Consider the following 18314-nt stretch of genomic DNA (forward strand, 5'->3'; position numbering starts at 1 on the left):
CAATTGGAGATTCATTCGTTATACAATAATTTTAATGGACTTACCAATTATTTACCACGAAGATTACGTTGCACCTCTGCCACCGGATCACCGCTTCCCGATGGCCAAGTTTCGGATGCTTTACCAGATGCTGCTCGCGGACGGGGTAGCAGATAAATCCCAATTTCACGCTCCCGAACTTCCCCCTCAAGAATGGATTGAATTAGTCCACGACCACTCCTATGTTCAAGCTTACTGCAACGGGACGCTCGATAACAAAGCGACTCGGCGAATTGGTCTGCCTTGGAGTCGCGCCCTTGTTAATCGCACTTGCACTGCGGTTGCAGGAACTGTATTAACTGCCAAGCTCGCTTTAGACTACGGTTTGGCTTGCAATACTGCGGGCGGAACTCATCACGCCTTCCCTGCTTTTGGGTCTGGTTTTTGTATTTTTAATGATTTGGCGATCGCCTCTCGCGTCTTACAAAAAAATGGTTTAGTTCGCAAAGTTTTAATTGTCGATTTAGATGTCCACCAAGGAGACGGAACCGCCGTAATATTCCAAGATGACAGCAGCGTTTTTACTTTCTCAATGCACTGCGAAGTCAATTTTCCCGGCACTAAACAAAAGGGCGATTTAGATGTACCTTTGCCTGTGGGTATGGAGGACGACGAATATTTACAAACCTTGGATAAATTCTTACCCGATTTGCTTTCAACTGTCAAGCCAGATTTAGTTTTGTACGATGCTGGAGTAGACCCTCATCACGGTGACAAACTGGGAAAATTAGCTTTAACTGATACGGGCTTATTTCGGCGGGAGATGCAAGTTTTGATGGCGTGTTTGGCTGGCGGCTATCCCGTTGCCTGCGTGATTGGCGGGGGCTATTCCGATGACGCTCAGGGGTTAGTTTACCGGCATTCGCTGCTGCACCGAGCCGCCAGTCAAGCCTACAGGCAGTATCGACTGTGATCCAGAGCGGCGAGATTTAAGAAATATGGCACAAACAACTGTCTCCCTCACCCAAACAACTAAAAATACTATTAGCGATCGCTCCTGCTTGCCAGATGGGTACAACTTGAGCTAAAAAGTTGTTAAACAAACAACGGTACTTATGTCGAACGCCAGCGAGTCCAATCACCCCTATCCACTGCTGGTTGTCATTGTTAACTACCGAACCTCTAGTTTGACAATTGACTGCTTGCGCTCTCTAGTTAGCGAAGTTCAATCGCTGCCCGGTATGCGAGTTGTAGTTGGCGACAATGCTTCAGGCGATCGCTCAGTCGAAGAAATTAGTAGTGCGATCGCCTCAGAAGGCTGGAGCGAATGGGCATCCTTCGTTCCCCTAGACCGCAACGGCGGATTTGCCTTCGGCAACAACGCCCTGATCCGTCCCGCCCTGCAATCCACCAATCCCCCCCCTTACTTCCTGCTGCTCAACCCAGACACCATTGTTCGCCCCGGTGCCTTAAAAGCCCTCGTCGATTTCATGGACTCCCACCCCGAAGCCGGCATCGCCGGCAGCCGCTTGGAAGACCCCGACGGCACCCCCCAGGAGTCAGCTTTTCGGTTTCACAACCTCTTGACCGAACTCGATTTTGGTTGGCGCACAGGCTTTATATCCAAGTTATTAGCCAACTGGGCCGCAGCGCCTCCCATTTCCCAAGAAACCTGTCAAACTGATTGGGTAGCTGGAGCCAGCATGATCGTCCGTCGCGAAGTATTTGAAAAGATTGGCTTGATGGATGAAGCTTATTTCATGTACTGCGAAGAAATGGACTTTTGTCTGCAAGCGAACAAAGCTGGCTGGAGTTGCTGGTACGTACCCGAAAGTCGCGTTGTCCACTTAGTCGGCCAAAGCTCAGGCGTCACTGACACCAAAAAGCCCGCCAAGAGGCTGCCCACCTATTGGTTTGATTCCCGGCGTAGGTACTTTATCAAAAACTACGGCTTGGTTTACACAGCATTAACTGATATATCCTGGGCTTCGGGTTTTGCAGCCTGGAGGGTGCGCCGCGTACTTCAAGGCAAACCCGATGGCGATCCACCACAATTACTGAAAGATTTTGTATTAAATAGTGTATTTTTTAAGGGGGGTAAGATTGAAAAATCCAAAAACTTTTAAAGGGAGTTGGTAAATCCGTCAAAGCCAAATCAACCAGGTCAACCTAGGCCAGCAAAATTTTTTATGATGCAGCCCAGAAATTAGTATTCTTGACGATGGATAAAACCGGGTTGCTCCTTCCTCAAAAACCTGAGAAACCAATTAATATCCTGGTCATCAAGAAATAGAGTAAACAATAAATAGTGTGAATTAGAGCTTATGGTAACTGAGCAAAACTTAATCACCAGTGAAAATCAAGTAGAAACCCCCGCCCTGGGACTGTGGCAGCAAATTAAAGAAGATTGGATTGCTCATGGTCGGGATTGGACAAAACCGGGATTTCGTGCCGTAGCAGTTCAACGCTTCGGTGTCTGGAGAATGAAAGTTGAACCCAAGCTACTGCGGGCTCCTTTGAGCATTCTTTATAGATCGCTCTACCGAAAAGTCCGCAACACCTACGGCATAGATTTGCCTTACACTGTGAAGCTCGGTCGTCGCGTGGTGATTGAACATCAAAACGCTATTATTATTCACGGATACTGTACGATCGGCGACGACTGCATTATCCGCCAAGGCGTCACCCTGGGAAACCGCTATTTGGAAAAACCGCTAGAATCGCCTCAATTGGGCGATCGGGTTAACGTCGGCGCTGGTGCAAAAATCCTTGGAAAAGTAAACTTGGGAGACGACGTAAATATCGGTGCCAATGCTGTAGTTTTATCAGATATTCCCCCAGGCAAAACAGCAGTAGGTATCCCCGCCAAGATTCTTCAATCTACCAAAAACCAGGAAAATGCTTAGATCAACATTGCAAAAAATTATCCGCCATCTTGCCATGCGTTACGGCAAGTTCCGTGGCCTTTACATCCAATTCTGTAACCCTGGCTGCAAAGAATACACAGAATTTCTCCGCCGCCACGGCAATTTGTACGCGATCGGCGAAAATTGCAGCATCTGGCCCAATACCGTCTTTGGAGATCCCGCCTACGTCCGCATCGGCAACAATGTTCACTTCTCATCTTGTACCGTGCTCGGCCACGACGGCTCGATCGCCATGCTTGACCGGGCTTACAACGTTAAACTAGATGCCGTAGGCAAGATAGACATCCGGGACAACGTATTTATTGGCTTAAATGCGATCATCCTTCGCAACGTCACCATCGGCCCAAATGCGATCGTCGCCGCCGGTGCCGTCGTCACCAAAGATGTCGCCGAGGGCGATATAGTGGCCGGCGTCCCCGCCCGACCGATCGGCCGCGTCGAAGACTTAGTGAAAAAATTGCAAGCCGAAACTCAAAGCCTGCCCTGGGCCGATTTGATTAACAGCCGCGAGGGCAGCTTCGACCCGGAAATTGAACCCGAGCTCGTAAAGTTACGAGTGTCGCACTTCTACGGCAACACATCCACTCCAACAGCAGCGCAATTCCAGCAATCTCCCCTGTCAAGTTAGAGATTCTTCTTAAGATAAATTGCACAAATAGGCACAATTGTCTACATCCTTAAAACACTGCACAAACAATGGTTGAGTCAGTCACTAAGTCAATCATTTCTGCTACAGAAGCAGACTGGAGCCGCGAAAAGTCTAGCAAGTGGTGGGAACCGAGTCGCCAACTGCTCAAATCTATCCGCCACTATCAAAAGTGGCAGAAGCAGGGTGGAATTGCAGGATATGTTTTATGCCGTTGGAACGTGATCCAGCATCGATTTTGGAGCGTGGTAACTGCAACAGACATCCCTTTAAACTGCCAAATACAAGGAGGACTGATCCTGCCTCATCCTAATGGCATTGTCATTCATCCCAGTGCTTCCATTGGCCCTAACTGTCTGATTCTTCAACAGGTGACAATTGTTGCTGATGTGAAAATCGGCGGTCACGTCGATATCGGTGCAGGAGCGAAAATTATTCGCTCGGTAACGATCGGCGATCATGCTTTGATTGGTGCTAATGCTGTGGTGATTTGTGATGTGCCACCGGGTGCAACCGCAGTGGGGATTCCCGCAAAAATCATCGAAAAAAAACCCAAGGAAGTCTGAAAAATAATTTCTAGAAGTCGCAGAAAAATTATGAAATTAGCTGGGCTTTTATTAAAATATAAAACGAACTACTCAGTAGTCGAATTCAAGAGGTAAACCTTGAAACAAATTGGATTAGTAGCGAGCGGACGAAATGAAGGGCAGCGCCTCCGCCCATGCCTAGTCTCGGCCACCGACAAAGTTGCCCGCGTCGTCTATGTCGATTCCGGCTCAACAGACGGTAGCCTAGAGTTAGCCCGATCGATCGGAGCCGATACAGTAGAACTAGACTTATCTATACTCTTTACCCCAGCACGCGCCAGATACGAAGGCTTTGCCCGCTTGCTGGAATTAGCACCAGCCATCGAATTTGTCCAATTTGTCGATGGCGACTGCGAATTGGTTGACGGCTGGGTCCAGAGAGTCGCACAATAACGGGCAGCCCAACCAGAATTAGCAGCAGCCGACTGCCGTACGAGACATTCCCCGCAGCCACACCTTGCAGGATCAATTCTGCTCGAGAAACACTACTCAAACTAAAACAATAATTCAATGGGTACACTCAAGCAGCCAGCGCACATTGCTATTTATCTGCATTGCCTGTTCAATGGGGGTATAGAGCGGGTAATGTTGAACTTAACCCGCAATTTTGTAGCTCACGGTGTCAAGGTAGATTTGGTACTTAACTTTCCCGGGAATCTTTTCCTGTGGGACTTCCCCCCGTCGGTTCGGATTATCAACCTTGAAACTGAAAAGATATTAACAAGAGTTCCTAAATTAGTGCGTTACCTGCGACAGGAACAACCCACAGCTTTAATGTCAGCAAATCATTTTGCTAACGAAGTAGCACTATTGAGTAAGCATTTTGCTGGCTTACCGACACGGGTGGTGGTATCAGAACACACGCATCTTTCCCAGGAAGTGAGAAATTCCTCTCCCTTAACCTTTAAGCATTGGTCGCCTCTGACAGCGCGACTTTTCTACCCCTGGGCCGACGGCATAGTAGCAGTTTCTCAAGGAGTAGCTGAAGACGTAGCGGCTATAACTGGCTTAGCTGGCGAGCGAATCCAGGTAATTAACAACCCAATAGAGATTGATGAAATCATAGAAAAAGGTAAAGAACCTCTAGACCACCCCTGGTTTAATTCCCCAGAATTGCCTGTAATTCTGGGAGTGGGAAGATTAGAAAAGCAAAAAAATTTTCCTAACTTAATTAAGGCTTTTGCTAAAGTACGACAGGTGCGCTCGGCCCGGCTGATGATTTTAGGCGAGGGGTCAGAGCGGGAGTGACTGGAATATCTAATCCGCGAATTGGGCTTGGAAAATGACGTGGCAATGCCCGGTTTTGTAAGAAATCCTTTTGCATACATGGCACGATCTACAGTATTTGTCTTGTCTTCATCTTGGGAAGGCCGGCCGGTGGTACTGGGAGAAGTAATGGCTTTGGGAACCCCAATTGTTTCTACAAATTGCAAAAGCGGCCCGTATGAACTTTTAGACGGAGGCAAGTACGGCGAGCTAGTTCCAGTAGGCGACACTGAAGCGCTGGCACAAGGTATTTTAAAAGTATTGTCCGGTCAAACAAAGCCTGCCGATCCAGCTTGGCTTGCCCAATTCAACCTGGAGGCTACTGCTCAAAAATATCTGGATATTCTGGGCATCACTGATGGCGGATTCCGCTCAGCAGTTCCGGTAAAGTGACTACAATACTCCTAGGCGCGGGCTTCACCAAAAATTTACAATTCAGACTAGCAATCTACATCAAACCGCCCCCAAAGAAATCGACAGAATTTGATTATGGGCAATTCCACTGGTGGCAGAGAGACAAAAATGTATGGCTGGCTCACCGATCGAGACAGTAAATTGCGAAGAAATAACTTAAATTTAGCATTTGTGACCGATCAGCACTCATAAGTATTAGTGTGGTTTAATGCACAATAAGCTACCAGTAGTTGAACACCGAAGACAGGAACTCGTGGGGATTTATTTTATAAAGATATTGTGAAGTTAGCTTTACAGTTACTAAAATATTAAAATAACAGCTCGCGAGTCGAATTTAAGAGGTAAGAGTTGAAACAAGTTGGATTAGTGGCGATTGGACGAAATGAAGGGCAGCGCCTCCGCCAGTGCCTAGTCTCGGCCACAGACAAAGTGGCCCGCGTCGTCTACGTCGATTCCGGCTCAACAGACGGCAGCCTAGAGTTAGCCCGATCGCTCGGAGCCGATACAGTAGAACTAGACTTATCTATACCGTTTACCGCAGCACGCGCCAGAAACGAAGGCTTTGCCCGCTTGCTGGAACTAGCGCCAGACATCGAATTTGTCCAATTTGTGGACGGTGACTGCGAAGTAGTTGATGGATGGATCGATCGGGCTTACAACGAACTCGCCGCCAAACCCGAGGTAGCAGCAGTATGCGGGCGCAGGCGCGAACGATACCCCGAAGCCAGCATCTACAACCAATTGTGCGACATCGAGTGGGATACCCCCATCGGCGAAACCAAAGCCTGCGGTGGCGACTCCATGATGCGCGCCTCAGCATTTCAGCAAGTCGAAGGTTTCAATCCCGCACTAATAGCCGGCGAAGAACCCGAACTGTGCGTGCGGTTGCGCCAAAAAGGTTGGAAAATCCTCCGCTTAGATGCAGAAATGACCCTGCACGACGCGCAAATGACCAGTTTCGCTCAGTGGTGGAAACGCGCTCAAAGAGCGGGTCACGCCTACGCCGAGGGCTCCTGGATGCACGGAAGCGAACCGGAGCGCCATTGGGTCAAAGAAACCCGCAGCACCTGGTTTTGGGGCTTAGCCTTGCCAGCCCTAGCCTTGGCAATGACATGGCCGACAAAAGGCTGGAGCTTGTTACTATTGACTGGCTACCCCTTAGCAACCTATCGCACCTATAACTATTATATAAAGCATCGGGATCTCACAACTAAAGACGCAGCCATCTACGCTTTGTCATGTGTATTAGCCAAATTTCCCCAGCTACAAGGTCAAATCCAGTTTCACCAGCGCCGATTGCTGGGGCAGCAGAGCAAGCTAATCGAATACAAAACCACTAACTCTATTAATTCAGCCAGCTAGAATTACAGCTAACGTCCCAGAAAACCCACCCCTGAGTAGTAAACAAATGAGTAATAAAAGATTAAAAGTTTTACTAATTGTAGAACAGTGCAACCCGGACTGGGCATCAGTACCTTTGGTGGGCTACAATTTTTTTCAACAAATAAACAATTTAGTTGATGCAACACTGGTTACCCATATTAGAAATAAACCAGCCCTTGAAAAACACCCAGAATATGAAAAAACCATCTACCTTGAAGAAGGAAAGTTAGCCAAGCAATATTATAAAATAGTCGAAAAGCTTACCGCAACCGGGCGAGTAAATTGGCCGATTTATCATGCCTTGAATTACCCAATTTATGAGCAATTCAATCAACAAGTATATCAAAAATTTAAAGGAAAAATCCTCCAGGGAGATTATGACATAGTTCATGCTATTACCCCCATGATGCCGCGCTATCCTTTTAAGGTAGTCAGTGTATGCCAGCAGACTCCTTTTATTCTAGGGCCGGTGAATGGAGGCATTCCCTTTCCCCCAGGTTTTCAAAAAACGGCAAGACAAGAATTTGTTCAGTTCAACTTTTTGAGAGCAGTTGGTAGAGCATTAATTCCAGGTTATGCAGAAACTTACCAAAAAGCCCACAAAATTTTAGCAGGTTCACAATATACTTTAAATATGCTAAAAGATTTGTTTGCCATCCCTGATCAAAGAATTGATTTGTTTTACGAAAATGGGATTTCCGAGGAATTTTTATATCACAAAAATATCCTTAATAAAGATGTCAGCAAGATCAATCTGCTTTTTGTGGGTCGGTTAGTTCCTTACAAATGCGCCGATATTGTCATTGAGTCTATTGGCAAATTAGACCCAGAAATTCAAAGTAAAATCCGCTTAAGCATAGTAGGAGACGGCTCAGAAAGAAACAACTTGGAAAACCGAGTGAAGGAGCTTAATTTAGGCGAAATAGTCAGCTTTGCCGGATGGGTTAATCAACAAGAAACTCTCGATTATTACAGAAAAGCAGATATTTTTTGTTTCCCTTCGATCCGAGAGTTTGGCGGCGCAGTGGTAATGGAAGCTATGGCTTGCGGGCTGCCCTGCATAGTGGCTAATAACGGCGGTATTGGTGAATACGTGAATGAAGAAACTGGTTTTAAGATCGAGCCGATTTCTAGAGAGTATCTCACCCAGGAGTTGACAAGTAAAATTAAGCTGTTAGTCGAAGATGAGCGGCTGCGGGAAAGTATGTCAGCTAAGGCGATGGAAAAAGCCAGAGAATTTGCATGGGAAAACAAAGCCATAAAAATCGTCGAGATTTACGAAAAAACGCTCGGTGAGAAAAGTGTTAGTGCATCGATATAGTAGAGCGATCTTGTTGAGTTAAAAATTAGAAAGCAGGTACGACATGAAGGCAAAAATTGGATACTTTATTCCACAATTTCCCGGACAAACACACATCTTTTTGTGGCGTGAGCGACAATTTCTTGCAGAACTTGGAATTGAAACAGATTTAGTATCAACTCAACCGCCCCCCAGAGCGATCGCTTCTCACGTATGGGCACAAGAAGCTCAAAAAAATACTGTTTATCTATTTCCCTTTGTTGCGAAAGATTTTATTAACTCATTCCTAGAGGTTCTCAAAGCTGGTCCCGCTGCATGGTGGCAGTGCCTCGCAGTTATTGCCAAAGCGAATGACACATCCTTATCTGAAAAGGTGCGACTCTTGGCATGGATTGTTGTGGCTGGCAAACTAGCAGGGTTAACAAAAACAAAAGGTTGGTCTCACATCCACGTTCATTCCTGTGCCAATGCCGCCAATATAGCCTTATTTAACTCAATTCTTACAGGCTGTACTTACAGTATGACTCTTCACGGGCCTACTCTAGAAGTGTACGGGTCAAATCAAAAACAAAAGTGGAAAAATGCTGCTTTTGTGATCGTCATATCTCAACTGCTTCTCAATGATGTCACACATAAATTAGCTAATTTTCTTCCCAAACAATTAGCTGTTGCTCCAATGGGAGTTAATATTGCAGAAATTAAACGCAGCCGCCCTTACACACCTTGGCAAGAAGGAAGTCCGTGCAAGATTTTTGCTTGCGGCCGCCTCAACCGGGTGAAAGGTCATCAATACTTGATTGAAACTGTAGGATTGCTGCGAAATCGGGGATTTGACGTGAGGCTGCAAATTGCAGGCGAGGATGAACAAGGGGGCAGCGGATATCACCAAGAGCTACAACAAATGATTGAAGATAAATCGATGTCCGAATGCGTGGAGCTACTTGGGGCTGTTTCGGAACAGACAATTCGCCAAGGTCTAGAAGCAGCTCACGTTTTCGCTTTGGCAAGTTTGAATGAAGGAGTTCCGGTTGCTGTGATGGAAGCAATGGCGATGGAGGTGCCGGCGGTAGTTACTAATGTAGGGGGAACTTCTGAGCTAGTAGATGACGGCGCGGATGCTGTATTAGTCCAATCAGAAAAACCCGCAGAAATGGCAGATGCGATCGCCAATATACTTCAAAATCCAGAACTTGCTTTGAGCATCAGTCAGAAAGCTCGGAAAAAAATCATCGCCAAATTTAGCCATAGTCGCAGTGCAGAAACTTTGGCTCAGTGCTTGGAAAAACTTGGAATAACTAACCCGTCTTAGTTATTCCAAAGAAAAAATTTAATCTCAGAGTGCATAAATCCAGTGGGACCCAAAACAAGTTATGCGAATTTTAATTGTTGCTCAGAACGCCTCAACTAAATTCGGCGGCGAGTCATTGCTGCCGGTCAACTACTTCCGGATACTTCGAGCGCGCCAAATAGAGACATGGTTAGTGGCGCACGCCCGCACCCAGGCAGAACTCACAGCACTGTTTCCAGAAGAGTGTGATCGAATGCACTTTGTACCCGACACTTGGGTGCACCGGCTGCTTAACAATTGCGCGCGATTTATCCCTGAAAGAGTGAATGACTTTACTTTTGGGCTGCTGACTCACCTGTACACCCAAGTGCTACAGCGTCGTATTGTCCGGCGGCTGGTGAGCGAACACGAGATTGATATTGTACACGAACCGACACCTGTCTCGGCAACAGTTCCTTCGTTGATGTTCGGGTTGGGAGTGCCGGTAGTTATCGGGCCGATGAACACGTCGGTTAAATTTCCTCTGGCTTTTCGATCGCGCCAAAATCCTACGATTGATATTTTAATCGAGCTCGGTCACCAGTGCGTCGATTTCTTCAATCGTCTTTTTCCAGGTAAAATCAAAGCCGAGACGCTGTTAGTGGCAAACGATCGGACGAAGCAGGCACTTGCATCTGGGGTGCAGGGTAAAATTATTGAACTTGTGGAAAACGGCGTGGATTTCTCGGTGTGGCGATCGGACTCTAGCTTATCAAGAGGAGCGACCGGGCAGGTTCATTTTATTTTTTTAGGCCGACTGATCGACTGGAAAGCTGTAGACTTGCTGCTCGAAGCCTTCGCGCCCGTCGCCGGTCAAGCCGATGCAGTCTTGGAAATCATCGGTGATGGGCACATCCGAGGGGAACTCGAAGCTCAAACAGCTCGTTTAGGCATCGACAGCAGCGTTGTATTTAGTGGCTGGCTGTCTCAGGAGGAGTGCGCTCTCAAAATGCAACAAGCTGATGCAATGGTTTTTCCCAGTTTGCGAGAACCAGGGGGAGCCGTGGTTTTGGAGGCAATGGCCGTGGGCTTGCCAGTCATAGCAACGAACTGGGGCGGCCCGGCAGACTATCTGAATTCCACTTGCGGTATTTTAGTAGAACCGACATCTAAAGAAGGATTTGTCAAGGGACTGACAGATGCGATGCTGAAGCTCGCTCATTCACCAGAATTGCGGCAGAGTATGGGTTGTGCGGGACGGGAACGGGTCCGGCAGCATTTTGATTGGGAACGCAAAGTCGATCGAATACTTGAAATTTATCAACAAACGATCGACCATTGCTCGAAGCATTAGGTAGCCGAGCATTAAAGCATAAAGCAGCAGCTTTCAGGTTGAAAGCTGCTGCTTGGGGGTGCTAAAAAAGTATGTGGCGGCCTAAAGACCCCCCTGTACATCCTAGCGATCTAAAAACGGGTTAACCCGTTTGTTTGGTTAACCCGCGAGCTTGGAAACTTGCAGATCAATTAGTTTTGCACTACCAGCTTAACGTTGGCATTTTGCAAACCGCGCTGCTTGACTGCGGCCAAGGTCTTGTTAACTGCGTACTTCTGGTTAATGGAGTTGATTAACTCAGTTTGATTGTGTTTTTTGGCGACGCCCCAGAGGTCGGCAATCAGGTCAAAGGAACCATCGCTATTGCGAGACCAACCTAGGTCATATTCGCCTTCGAGAATCGCTACGATGTCGGAGCGAACGCGCTGACCGTTATAGCCACGAACATCAGCTTCTGACTTGACTGAAATGCCCAAGTCGCGCAGGGAAGCTTTCAGGATTTCGGCATCGGTGATTTTGGTACGCAGAGTGCTAAAGTGAGACATTGGATTTCCTCCTAATAAAACTGAGAGAGAAACAACAACGGTCTGGATTTAACGGTGCCGCTGGGCGGCTCTTGAATCGAACTGCTAGCTGTTGCTAGCCTTTGCTCCTGTTTGGACCAGGAGAAAGCTTTTAGAATTCCATTCGCTGGTATTCAGCGACGGAAGACGCAGCGGGCCGTGCACGCTGTCTAGCCCAATCTCGAAGGGCGGTGACCTGTTCGGTCATTGTTTTAGACAGTGGCATTGTAGATTTAATGGCCGCGATGATGTCTAGCTGCGTAAACTCTCGATCTTGAGCGAAGGCTTCGTACATTGCGGCTACTAGCGCTTGCTCAATCTCTGCACCTGAAAAGCCCTCGGAAACATTGGAAAGTTGCTCTAAATCGAAGCGAGTAATTTCCCGACGCCGCTTTGACAGGTGAATCTTAAATATATCTTGGCGTTCTTCTTTGGTAGGCAGATCAACAAAGAAGAGTTCGTCGAATCGGCCTTTCCTCAAGAATTCTCCCGGCAACCGCTCGATTCGGTTGGCTGTTGCCATTACGAAGACTGGGGAAGTCTTTTCTTGCATCCAAGTGAGGAAGGAACCGAAAATCCGGCTGGAGGTGCCTCCGTCTGAGTCTGCCGAACCAGTGCCTCCTGCAAAGGCTTTGTCTAGTTCGTCGATGAAGAGGAGGGCTGGAGAGATGGATTCTGCGGTTTTGAGGGCATTGCGGAGGTTCGCTTCTGAGCGACCCACCATCGAGCCGTCGTAGACTCTACCCATATCTAGCCTCAGCAGGGGCAGTCCCCAGAGGCGGGAGGTGGTCTTGGCAATCAGTGATTTTCCGCATCCTGGTACGCCGAGAATTAACATCCCTTTTGGTTGGGGCAGACCGTATTCTCTGGCCCTTTCTGTAAAGGCGTTGGAACGCTGTCTCAGCCACCGCTTCAGCTCTTCTAAACCGCCGACTGCATCCAGGGTTTCGTCTTCTTCAATGAACTCTAGAATGCCGTTGCGCCGAATTAATTGCTTTTTCTCCGAAAGAACTATGTCTACTTCTTCTTCTGTGAGGCGCCCAGTCGAAACTTGGGCTTTACGATAAACTTTTTCAGCTTCGTCCTTGGTCAATCCCAAGGCTGCTTTTAAAAGTTTTTCTCGCGCTTCTGTGGTAATGCGTCGCGATTTCGTTTGCTCCAACTGACCAGACAATACTTGGTTTAGTTCCTTCATGTCTGGCAACGCGAAGTCTAATACCACTACTTCCTTTTCTAGCTCGATCGGAATTTGCTGCAAAGGAGACATCAGTATAATTGTCTTTTGCGTTCCTTTGAAGTTGGCGATCGCATCGCGCAACCACCTCGTTACCGGAGGAGAATCTATAAAAGGATGCAAATCTTTGAAAATGTAGATGCTAGCGTTACTGTTGGGTTCTCGCTGCCTGATCACCCATTCAATTGCTGCCTCTGGCGAGACGGTGTTGTGTTGGGTGGTGGTGCGAGGTTGACCATACTCCACAATGCCGTGAGTTACAGTCCAGATAAATACTCGTCGCTGTGGTTTTGCTTGAGCTATTGTCGAAATTGCTTGCTCACACCGCTCTTCCTCGGATGTCACGAGGTAGATCAGAGGATATTGAGCTTGGATTAGAATACTGATCTCTTCTTGCATAGTCCTCGACCCACTAGAGACGGTGCTATCTTTGCTGAATCTCAATGCTGCCCTTCGTCCTCTTACTGAAAATTTCAGTTTTAGCTTTTTGGGGAAGCAAGGCATTCTTAGCAGGGAACCAATTCTTCCTCTCCCGGTTTGGCCGTGCTGGCGCTGACGCCCGACACCTGCTTTACTGGAAGATCCTGTTCAGCCAATACGCTCGGCTGACTTGTTACGGATGCCAGTTCTCCATCTCGCATTACTACTGAACCCGTGCATTCTGGACAGTTGTATACCCGATGGGTTTGTCCGTAGGAGGCTTCTACTTCGTCAACCAGTTCGGGATTTCCTAGGTAGAAGACAATTGCCCTTTCTGCAATTGATGACATCGGTTCAGTTTCGACTGCGGCTCGGATTTTGAGCTGGCGATGCAGTTCTGGTGGAAGATACAATGTAACTTTTTGCTTTTCTTGCATATGACAGTGAATTGACTTACCCGGGTATGTATATCAGATTAGCCGCTTAATTCTTTGCTGTCAAGCCTCTATGCTGCTTTAGCGTCATCTTGTAATATTTCGTTACATTTTAGGTAAATCTGGGGCTGTTAACAACGAAAAAGTTAGGGGTGTAGCTGATGAGGCCGAGGTGGAGCGGCAGGTATGGGTAGCGTCAAGGACGATCGACCAACTATAAATATGAACAATAGATATATAAGAGTAGGGCCAACAAATCCTTTGAGTGGCCATCTGGGGTAAGGTGCGCCATCAGCACCCAGCCCGCTCATGAGTGGTGAAGAATACCCCCAAAAGCTTGAAATGTCATAGGGGGCGATCGGTAATATATACTTGGATGCGAACCTGCTAACCTGAAATTTTTAATTTTAGATATCCAAGAACTGACTGATGGATTTAGACCAACAGATTCAAGCATTGATCGAAAAAGCTCCGCCCGACGGTTCGACGCCACAAATCTTAAAGGCGATCGCCCCGGCACTGGTGTTAATTGCCCAACAGCTACAGCACCTCGAATACTCGATCCTACAAGCGGTAGACCAAAGTTGGGCGATCGTGGTTTTGAGCAATCTCAAGCAACCGGGACGGGAGAAGAGGGTGATTTATGCTTGGAACAGTCTTAAAGATGCGTCGCAGGCTGCGGCTGCTGGGGGCGATCGGCTCAGACCGGTGCTTTTGCCTGTCACTCACATTTTATTTCAAATGATAGCTCTTGAAGGTCTTGACAGCATTGTTTTTTTTGAAAGTCCCGGAAATCAGGAAGTCGGGACGGAAATCCCTCGCGAGCAAGTACAGAGTTTAATTAACGTTTACTTGCAACAGTATCGATCGGCTCCACCGCCGGATATTGCCTAAATAACTCCATTTTCTATTAATTGGTAATAGGGCATTAGGCCTTGGGAATTCCCCATTACCAATTCCCCATTACCAATAAAGTGTAACTTTTTAACCTCTAATAAAGTCTACTCAAAACGTATTCAGCCAAATCAATCAAAGCTTGACGGGACTCTGAATGGGGCAGCGCAACTAAGTATTCGACGGCTTTTTGTGCGTGATTTGTGGCTAGTTCTCGCGATCGCTCTATGCCTCTAGAATCTTCTACCAGTGCCAGGGCCTGCTCTAGATCTCCTTCTTGGGCAAATTCGCGTTCTATGAGAACTTCCAAGTAAGGTTTTTCTTCTAGGGCGAATAGTGCGGGTGCTGTCAGATTACCGCTTCTGAGATCCGACCCTGCTGGTTTCCCCAAAGTTTCCGTTGAAGCAGTGAAATCTAATATATCATCTACTATTTGGAATGCCAAACCAATGTTGCGACCGTAGTTGTACAAATCGTCTGCTATTTCCGCTGAAACTTCGCTCAAACAGCCCGCTGCTTTGGAACTGTTGGCAATTAAAGACGCTGTTTTGTAATAACTTTTTTCGAGGTACGCTTCGATCGACAAGCTGGTGTCAAATCCATTGAGTCCCTGTTGAATTTCCCCCTCAGCTAAATCCATAATCACTTCTGAAAGCAGTTTGACTACTGGCAGGTTGTCAAGATTTGCCAAATGCCAGGAAGATTGAGCAAACAGAAAATCTCCCGCCAATACTGCCACTCGGTTGTTAAACCGACTGTGAACCGTCGGCACTCCCCGCCGCAGATCCGACTCGTCCACCACGTCGTCGTGTACGAGACTAGCTGTATGGATCATTTCCGTGATTTCAGCGAGCCGGCGGTGTTTTTCGGTGATTTCCCGATCGGGCATAGTCGCCTTGGCCATCAACAGAACGATTGCGGGTCTCACTCGTTTTCCCTTTGTGCCGAATAAGTATTCTGCAGCCGCGTACAAGATGGGATGACGGGCACCCACTAACTGTTTTAAGTTTTCTGTCAACAGTCGCAGGTCTTCTTCAACCGAGGAAAATAGGAGAGTGCTAGAGATCATGGATACGCCGACTCAAGCCGTAAAGTAACAAAATTTTACAAATCATATCTTTATTTTAAGGTAATTCTCTGCAATAGAAAAGAAAAATCTAGGCGATCGGCAGTTATTTGTCATCTGCCACCCGATGGGAATCACCCGCCTGCCAGAGGTGAGTAGCCGGCTGCCAGAGGGGTTGCCCCTATTGTATCGAATTGTTAAGGACACTGCCAAAAAATCTCTAAATCCCAGAAACCCTGTGTTATTATGGGTATTAAGGATTTAAACAATTCTATACATTAAGTACAGCCAGACTGGCAGGTCGCTTTTAGGTGCCTGTAAAAGTTTCGTAGAGCCAGCCTTGTTAGTCGATCGCAGCCAAAATTTCTGGGACAGATTTTTAGTTCCTCGCGGCTAAAAGTTTTCAGAAGTTAAGAGTAGCGCATCTTATGTGCACGGTAGCTCAAAGCAGCCAAAGTGGATGGTTTTAGGCTGTTTAAGCATCTGTAAAGCAGTAAATCATTATTGATGACCGGGAACGCCTAAATGTTCCCGCAGGCTGGATATGGAAAAACAGCCTTCAGAACCAAGGCATGGTCTTGCGTGCTGACTTAATGTAGTAGGTCTTGAACTTGTCCTGCTCCTCCTCGTCCTTGACTTTTGGTTCTAATTATGATTTATCGCGATATTCCTCTAATTATTCCCATTCTGGCCGCCGGCTATGTAATGACTATTTATGTAGTGCTGATGTTGGCCCAACGCAGCACTAAAATCACTCGATTGGGCGAGTAGTGTACTGCTGGGCAGCCGAAGTCGGCAGCAGCCTCCTCGCTTCACCCTTGAGAATTCGGAATACTCAATAATAACCCTGCCTTGAATGCTTGCGCGCAAAGGCAGGGTTATTATTTACAATTGCGGGCACCATGATTTTCTGGGCTGCTAGTTACTGCAACACGTAGCTACAGTTATCGATGTTCAAGGCCAACAGCCTCTGAGGCAGGATATTATATTTAGTAGCAGCTTGTAAGTACGTCGGCGCGAAAAAACCTAACTATGTTAAAATAAGTAAACACAGAGAATACATCTACTAAGGTAACTCAATATATGGGCGCTAGATTAAGAGTATTTCTTACTCAAAAGCAAGACAAAACCCTATTAGAACTGAGAACTGCGGACGTACCACAAAAAGTAAAAGATCGAGCAGAAGTAATTAGATTAAATGCACATGGCTGGTACGTTGAAAAAATAGCGGCTCATTTTAATTGGACTTCACAAACAGTGAGAGAGGTTTTACATAAATGGCAGAAGCTAGGTATGGAAGGGATGCAGGGAATTAGCAGGTCGAGGGGGAAAACCCAAGTGGAAAGAAGAAGACATAGAGTTTTTAACAGAATGTCTCAAAAATGAACCACGTACATACAACAGTGTTCAATTAGCTCAGAAATTAGAAAAAGAGCGTTCTATCAAATTAAGTCCCGACCGATTAAGACGAATACTAAAAAAAAAGGGTTTATTTGGAAACGAGCCAGAAAAAGTCATAAAGGAAAACAAGAAGTTGCAGTACGCCAAATCAAACTCTTCAGGCCTAGATATGTTGGAATGGGGGGCTGCTGCGGGAGAAATTGACTTAAAATATTGGGATGAATCAGGGTTTTGAGCTCCCAAGCGAACCTAGTTACACTTATTACAAACGAGGTGAGCAAAAACGGCTCGAACAAACCAAGAGGCGTGGTCGTAGATTAAGTATTGTAGGGCTTTTTCAACATGAAATCAGCTTTGTTTACGGTTTGGTAATTGGGGGTGTTGATCGAAAAGCTTATATCAAAATGATGGAGTCAGAAGCCCAGTCAGCGTCTCAGAGCAAGCGAATTAGAGTAATAGTACAGGATAATGGTCCCATACATCGATGTCATGAAGTCCAACAATTATGGTCGAAATGGGAAAGCGAGGGTTTATATATCTTATTTTTACCGAAATATTGCTCAGAAATGAATCCCATAGAATTGGAGTGACAACATCTCAAAAAAGATGAGCTAGCAGGACAAATGTTTGAGGATGAATTAGAGCTGGCTTATGCCGTAATTAATGGGGTAGAAGCTAGAGGAAAAAAAGGAAACTACGCTACAAAACGCCTTAAATTTAGCTCTGAGCGCCCTACTTAATATTTTGTTACCTACTTGTAAATTTCCCCACCGACTTACTTATCGCTCACAGCAAGTTTCATGTCAGGGAAACCCGGCCAATATTCCGAGAAAGCTATTAAAGTGCTCTCAAAAACGCTGAGTTTGAAGTTGTCGGTTATGGTGCCAAAAATCTCAATATTCCTATTTTGTAGGGCAAGAACTTACAGAAATAAAACGCGAAATTTCGGAATCTAGCAACCTGGGGGTTCAACGGAAGGAATCCATAAACTTGCACTGCAATGAAATATTTCATCAAAGGGTGCTTAAATTGCTGAGTCAGGAAGATAGTCTCCGCCATTTATTCACAGCTTCCCAAGAAGAGAATTGGCTAGAGAGAGCCACAAAAGTAATTTTTAATTTAAAAAAATATTATCGTTCTCACTGTAGGGAAAAAAACTAATTGCCAATATTACTGACCCATTAAAACTCTATTAACTTT

General features: G+C 46.5%; 15 protein-coding genes and 3 pseudogenes. 13 read left to right on the forward strand and 5 right to left on the reverse strand.

The genetic code is table 11. The annotated features are described in order from the left end of the window. Window positions 1–34 precede the first annotated feature (34 nt). The 11 genes and pseudogenes from D0A34_10850 (at window position 35) to D0A34_10900 (ending at window position 11123) form a co-directional block, all read left to right on the forward strand. A complete protein-coding gene (locus tag D0A34_10850) occupies window positions 35–952 on the forward strand; it encodes a histone deacetylase (protein UNU19303.1) in 918 nt (305 codons plus the stop codon). Window positions 953–1094: 142 nt separating this feature from the next. After that, the gene (locus tag D0A34_10855) at window positions 1095–2105 is read left to right on the forward strand and encodes a glycosyltransferase family 2 protein (protein UNU19304.1); all 1011 of its coding nucleotides are present in this window, start codon (window positions 1095–1097) and stop codon (window positions 2103–2105) included. Between the two features lie 198 nt (window positions 2106–2303). Next, the gene (locus tag D0A34_10860; protein UNU19305.1) at window positions 2304–2885 is read left to right on the forward strand and encodes a serine acetyltransferase; all 582 of its coding nucleotides are present in this window, start codon (window positions 2304–2306) and stop codon (window positions 2883–2885) included. A gap of 34 nt (window positions 2886–2919) precedes the next feature. Beyond that, the gene (locus D0A34_10865; protein UNU19306.1) at window positions 2920–3534 is read left to right on the forward strand and encodes an acyltransferase; all 615 of its coding nucleotides are present in this window, start codon (window positions 2920–2922) and stop codon (window positions 3532–3534) included. Between the two features lie 68 nt (window positions 3535–3602). Further along, window positions 3603–4118: a serine acetyltransferase gene (locus tag D0A34_10870; GenBank protein UNU19307.1), complete on the forward strand. Its 516-nt coding sequence runs from the start codon at window positions 3603–3605 to the stop codon at window positions 4116–4118. 99 nt (window positions 4119–4217) lie between these two features. Then, window positions 4218–4529 (forward strand): annotated as a pseudogene (locus D0A34_10875) (glycosyltransferase family 2 protein). A gap of 120 nt (window positions 4530–4649) precedes the next feature. Further along, window positions 4650–5798: pseudogene (locus D0A34_10880) on the forward strand (glycosyltransferase). A 369-nt stretch (window positions 5799–6167) separates the two neighbouring features. Beyond that, the gene (locus tag D0A34_10885; GenBank protein ID UNU19308.1) at window positions 6168–7181 is read left to right on the forward strand and encodes a glycosyltransferase; all 1014 of its coding nucleotides are present in this window, start codon (window positions 6168–6170) and stop codon (window positions 7179–7181) included. A gap of 46 nt (window positions 7182–7227) precedes the next feature. Beyond that, entirely contained in the window at window positions 7228–8523 is a 1296-nt protein-coding gene (locus D0A34_10890; protein UNU19309.1) for a glycosyltransferase family 1 protein, read from the forward strand. A 43-nt stretch (window positions 8524–8566) separates the two neighbouring features. Beyond that, the gene (locus D0A34_10895; protein UNU19310.1) at window positions 8567–9811 is read left to right on the forward strand and encodes a colanic acid biosynthesis glycosyltransferase WcaL; all 1245 of its coding nucleotides are present in this window, start codon (window positions 8567–8569) and stop codon (window positions 9809–9811) included. Window positions 9812–9872: 61 nt separating this feature from the next. Next, the gene (locus D0A34_10900) at window positions 9873–11123 is read left to right on the forward strand and encodes a glycosyltransferase (protein ID UNU19311.1); all 1251 of its coding nucleotides are present in this window, start codon (window positions 9873–9875) and stop codon (window positions 11121–11123) included. A 170-nt stretch (window positions 11124–11293) separates the two neighbouring features. On the opposite strand, the gene D0A34_10905 is transcribed toward D0A34_10900, so the two are convergent. From D0A34_10905 to D0A34_10915, 3 genes are all read right to left on the reverse strand, one after another. Continuing rightward, window positions 11294–11647 carry a DUF1257 domain-containing protein gene (locus D0A34_10905; protein UNU19312.1) on the reverse strand — a complete coding sequence of 118 codons (354 nt, stop codon included), beginning with the start codon at window positions 11645–11647 and terminating at the stop codon, window positions 11294–11296. A 130-nt stretch (window positions 11648–11777) separates the two neighbouring features. Continuing rightward, the gene (locus tag D0A34_10910) at window positions 11778–13298 is read right to left on the reverse strand and encodes an AAA family ATPase (GenBank protein ID UNU19313.1); all 1521 of its coding nucleotides are present in this window, start codon (window positions 13296–13298) and stop codon (window positions 11778–11780) included. A gap of 107 nt (window positions 13299–13405) precedes the next feature. After that, a complete protein-coding gene (locus D0A34_10915; GenBank protein ID UNU19314.1) occupies window positions 13406–13756 on the reverse strand; it encodes a hypothetical protein in 351 nt (116 codons plus the stop codon). A gap of 426 nt (window positions 13757–14182) precedes the next feature. On the opposite strand from D0A34_10915, the gene D0A34_10920 reads away from it, so the two are divergent. Next, on the forward strand, window positions 14183–14647 hold the full coding sequence (locus tag D0A34_10920; GenBank protein ID UNU19315.1) for a hypothetical protein: 465 nt from the start codon (window positions 14183–14185) through the stop codon (window positions 14645–14647). Between the two features lie 97 nt (window positions 14648–14744). On the opposite strand, the gene sds is transcribed toward D0A34_10920, so the two are convergent. Then, window positions 14745–15716, reverse strand: coding sequence for a solanesyl diphosphate synthase (gene sds, locus D0A34_10925; GenBank protein ID UNU19316.1), 972 nt, complete (start codon window positions 15714–15716; stop codon window positions 14745–14747). 1080 nt (window positions 15717–16796) lie between these two features. Here sds and D0A34_10930 point away from each other — a divergent pair. Beyond that, window positions 16797–17704: pseudogene (locus D0A34_10930) on the forward strand (IS630 family transposase). Window positions 17705–17990: 286 nt separating this feature from the next. On the opposite strand, the gene D0A34_10935 reads toward D0A34_10930, so the two are convergent. After that, the gene (locus D0A34_10935; protein UNU19317.1) at window positions 17991–18173 is read right to left on the reverse strand and encodes a hypothetical protein; all 183 of its coding nucleotides are present in this window, start codon (window positions 18171–18173) and stop codon (window positions 17991–17993) included. Window positions 18174–18314 lie beyond the last annotated feature (141 nt).

It is taken from the genome of Microcoleus vaginatus PCC 9802, assembly GCA_022701275.1.
Lineage (GTDB): Bacteria > Cyanobacteriota > Cyanobacteriia > Cyanobacteriales > Microcoleaceae > Microcoleus > Microcoleus vaginatus_A.

Bases quoted from the DNA above. Each gene is read 5' to 3' on its own strand.
- D0A34_10915 (UNU19314.1), bottom strand. From the start codon at position 13,756: ATGCAAGAAAAGCAAAAAGTTACATTGTATCTTCCACCAGAACTGCAT.
- D0A34_10860 (UNU19305.1), top strand. From the start codon at position 2,304: ATGGTAACTGAGCAAAACTTAATCACCAGTGAAAATCAAGTAGAAACC.
- D0A34_10855 (UNU19304.1), top strand. From the start codon at position 1,095: ATGTCGAACGCCAGCGAGTCCAATCACCCCTATCCACTGCTGGTTGTC.
- D0A34_10895 (UNU19310.1), top strand. From the start codon at position 8,567: ATGAAGGCAAAAATTGGATACTTTATTCCACAATTTCCCGGACAAACA.
- D0A34_10865 (UNU19306.1), top strand. From the start codon at position 2,920: ATGCGTTACGGCAAGTTCCGTGGCCTTTACATCCAATTCTGTAACCCT.
- D0A34_10890 (UNU19309.1), top strand. From the start codon at position 7,228: ATGAGTAATAAAAGATTAAAAGTTTTACTAATTGTAGAACAGTGCAAC.
- D0A34_10920 (UNU19315.1), top strand. From the start codon at position 14,183: ATGGATTTAGACCAACAGATTCAAGCATTGATCGAAAAAGCTCCGCCC.
- D0A34_10935 (UNU19317.1), bottom strand. From the start codon at position 18,173: ATGGCGGAGACTATCTTCCTGACTCAGCAATTTAAGCACCCTTTGATG.
- D0A34_10910 (UNU19313.1), bottom strand. From the start codon at position 13,298: ATGCAAGAAGAGATCAGTATTCTAATCCAAGCTCAATATCCTCTGATC.
- D0A34_10905 (UNU19312.1), bottom strand. From the start codon at position 11,647: ATGTCTCACTTTAGCACTCTGCGTACCAAAATCACCGATGCCGAAATC.
- D0A34_10870 (UNU19307.1), top strand. From the start codon at position 3,603: ATGGTTGAGTCAGTCACTAAGTCAATCATTTCTGCTACAGAAGCAGAC.
- sds (UNU19316.1), bottom strand. From the start codon at position 15,716: ATGATCTCTAGCACTCTCCTATTTTCCTCGGTTGAAGAAGACCTGCGA.
- D0A34_10850 (UNU19303.1), top strand. From the start codon at position 35: ATGGACTTACCAATTATTTACCACGAAGATTACGTTGCACCTCTGCCA.
- D0A34_10900 (UNU19311.1), top strand. From the start codon at position 9,873: ATGCGAATTTTAATTGTTGCTCAGAACGCCTCAACTAAATTCGGCGGC.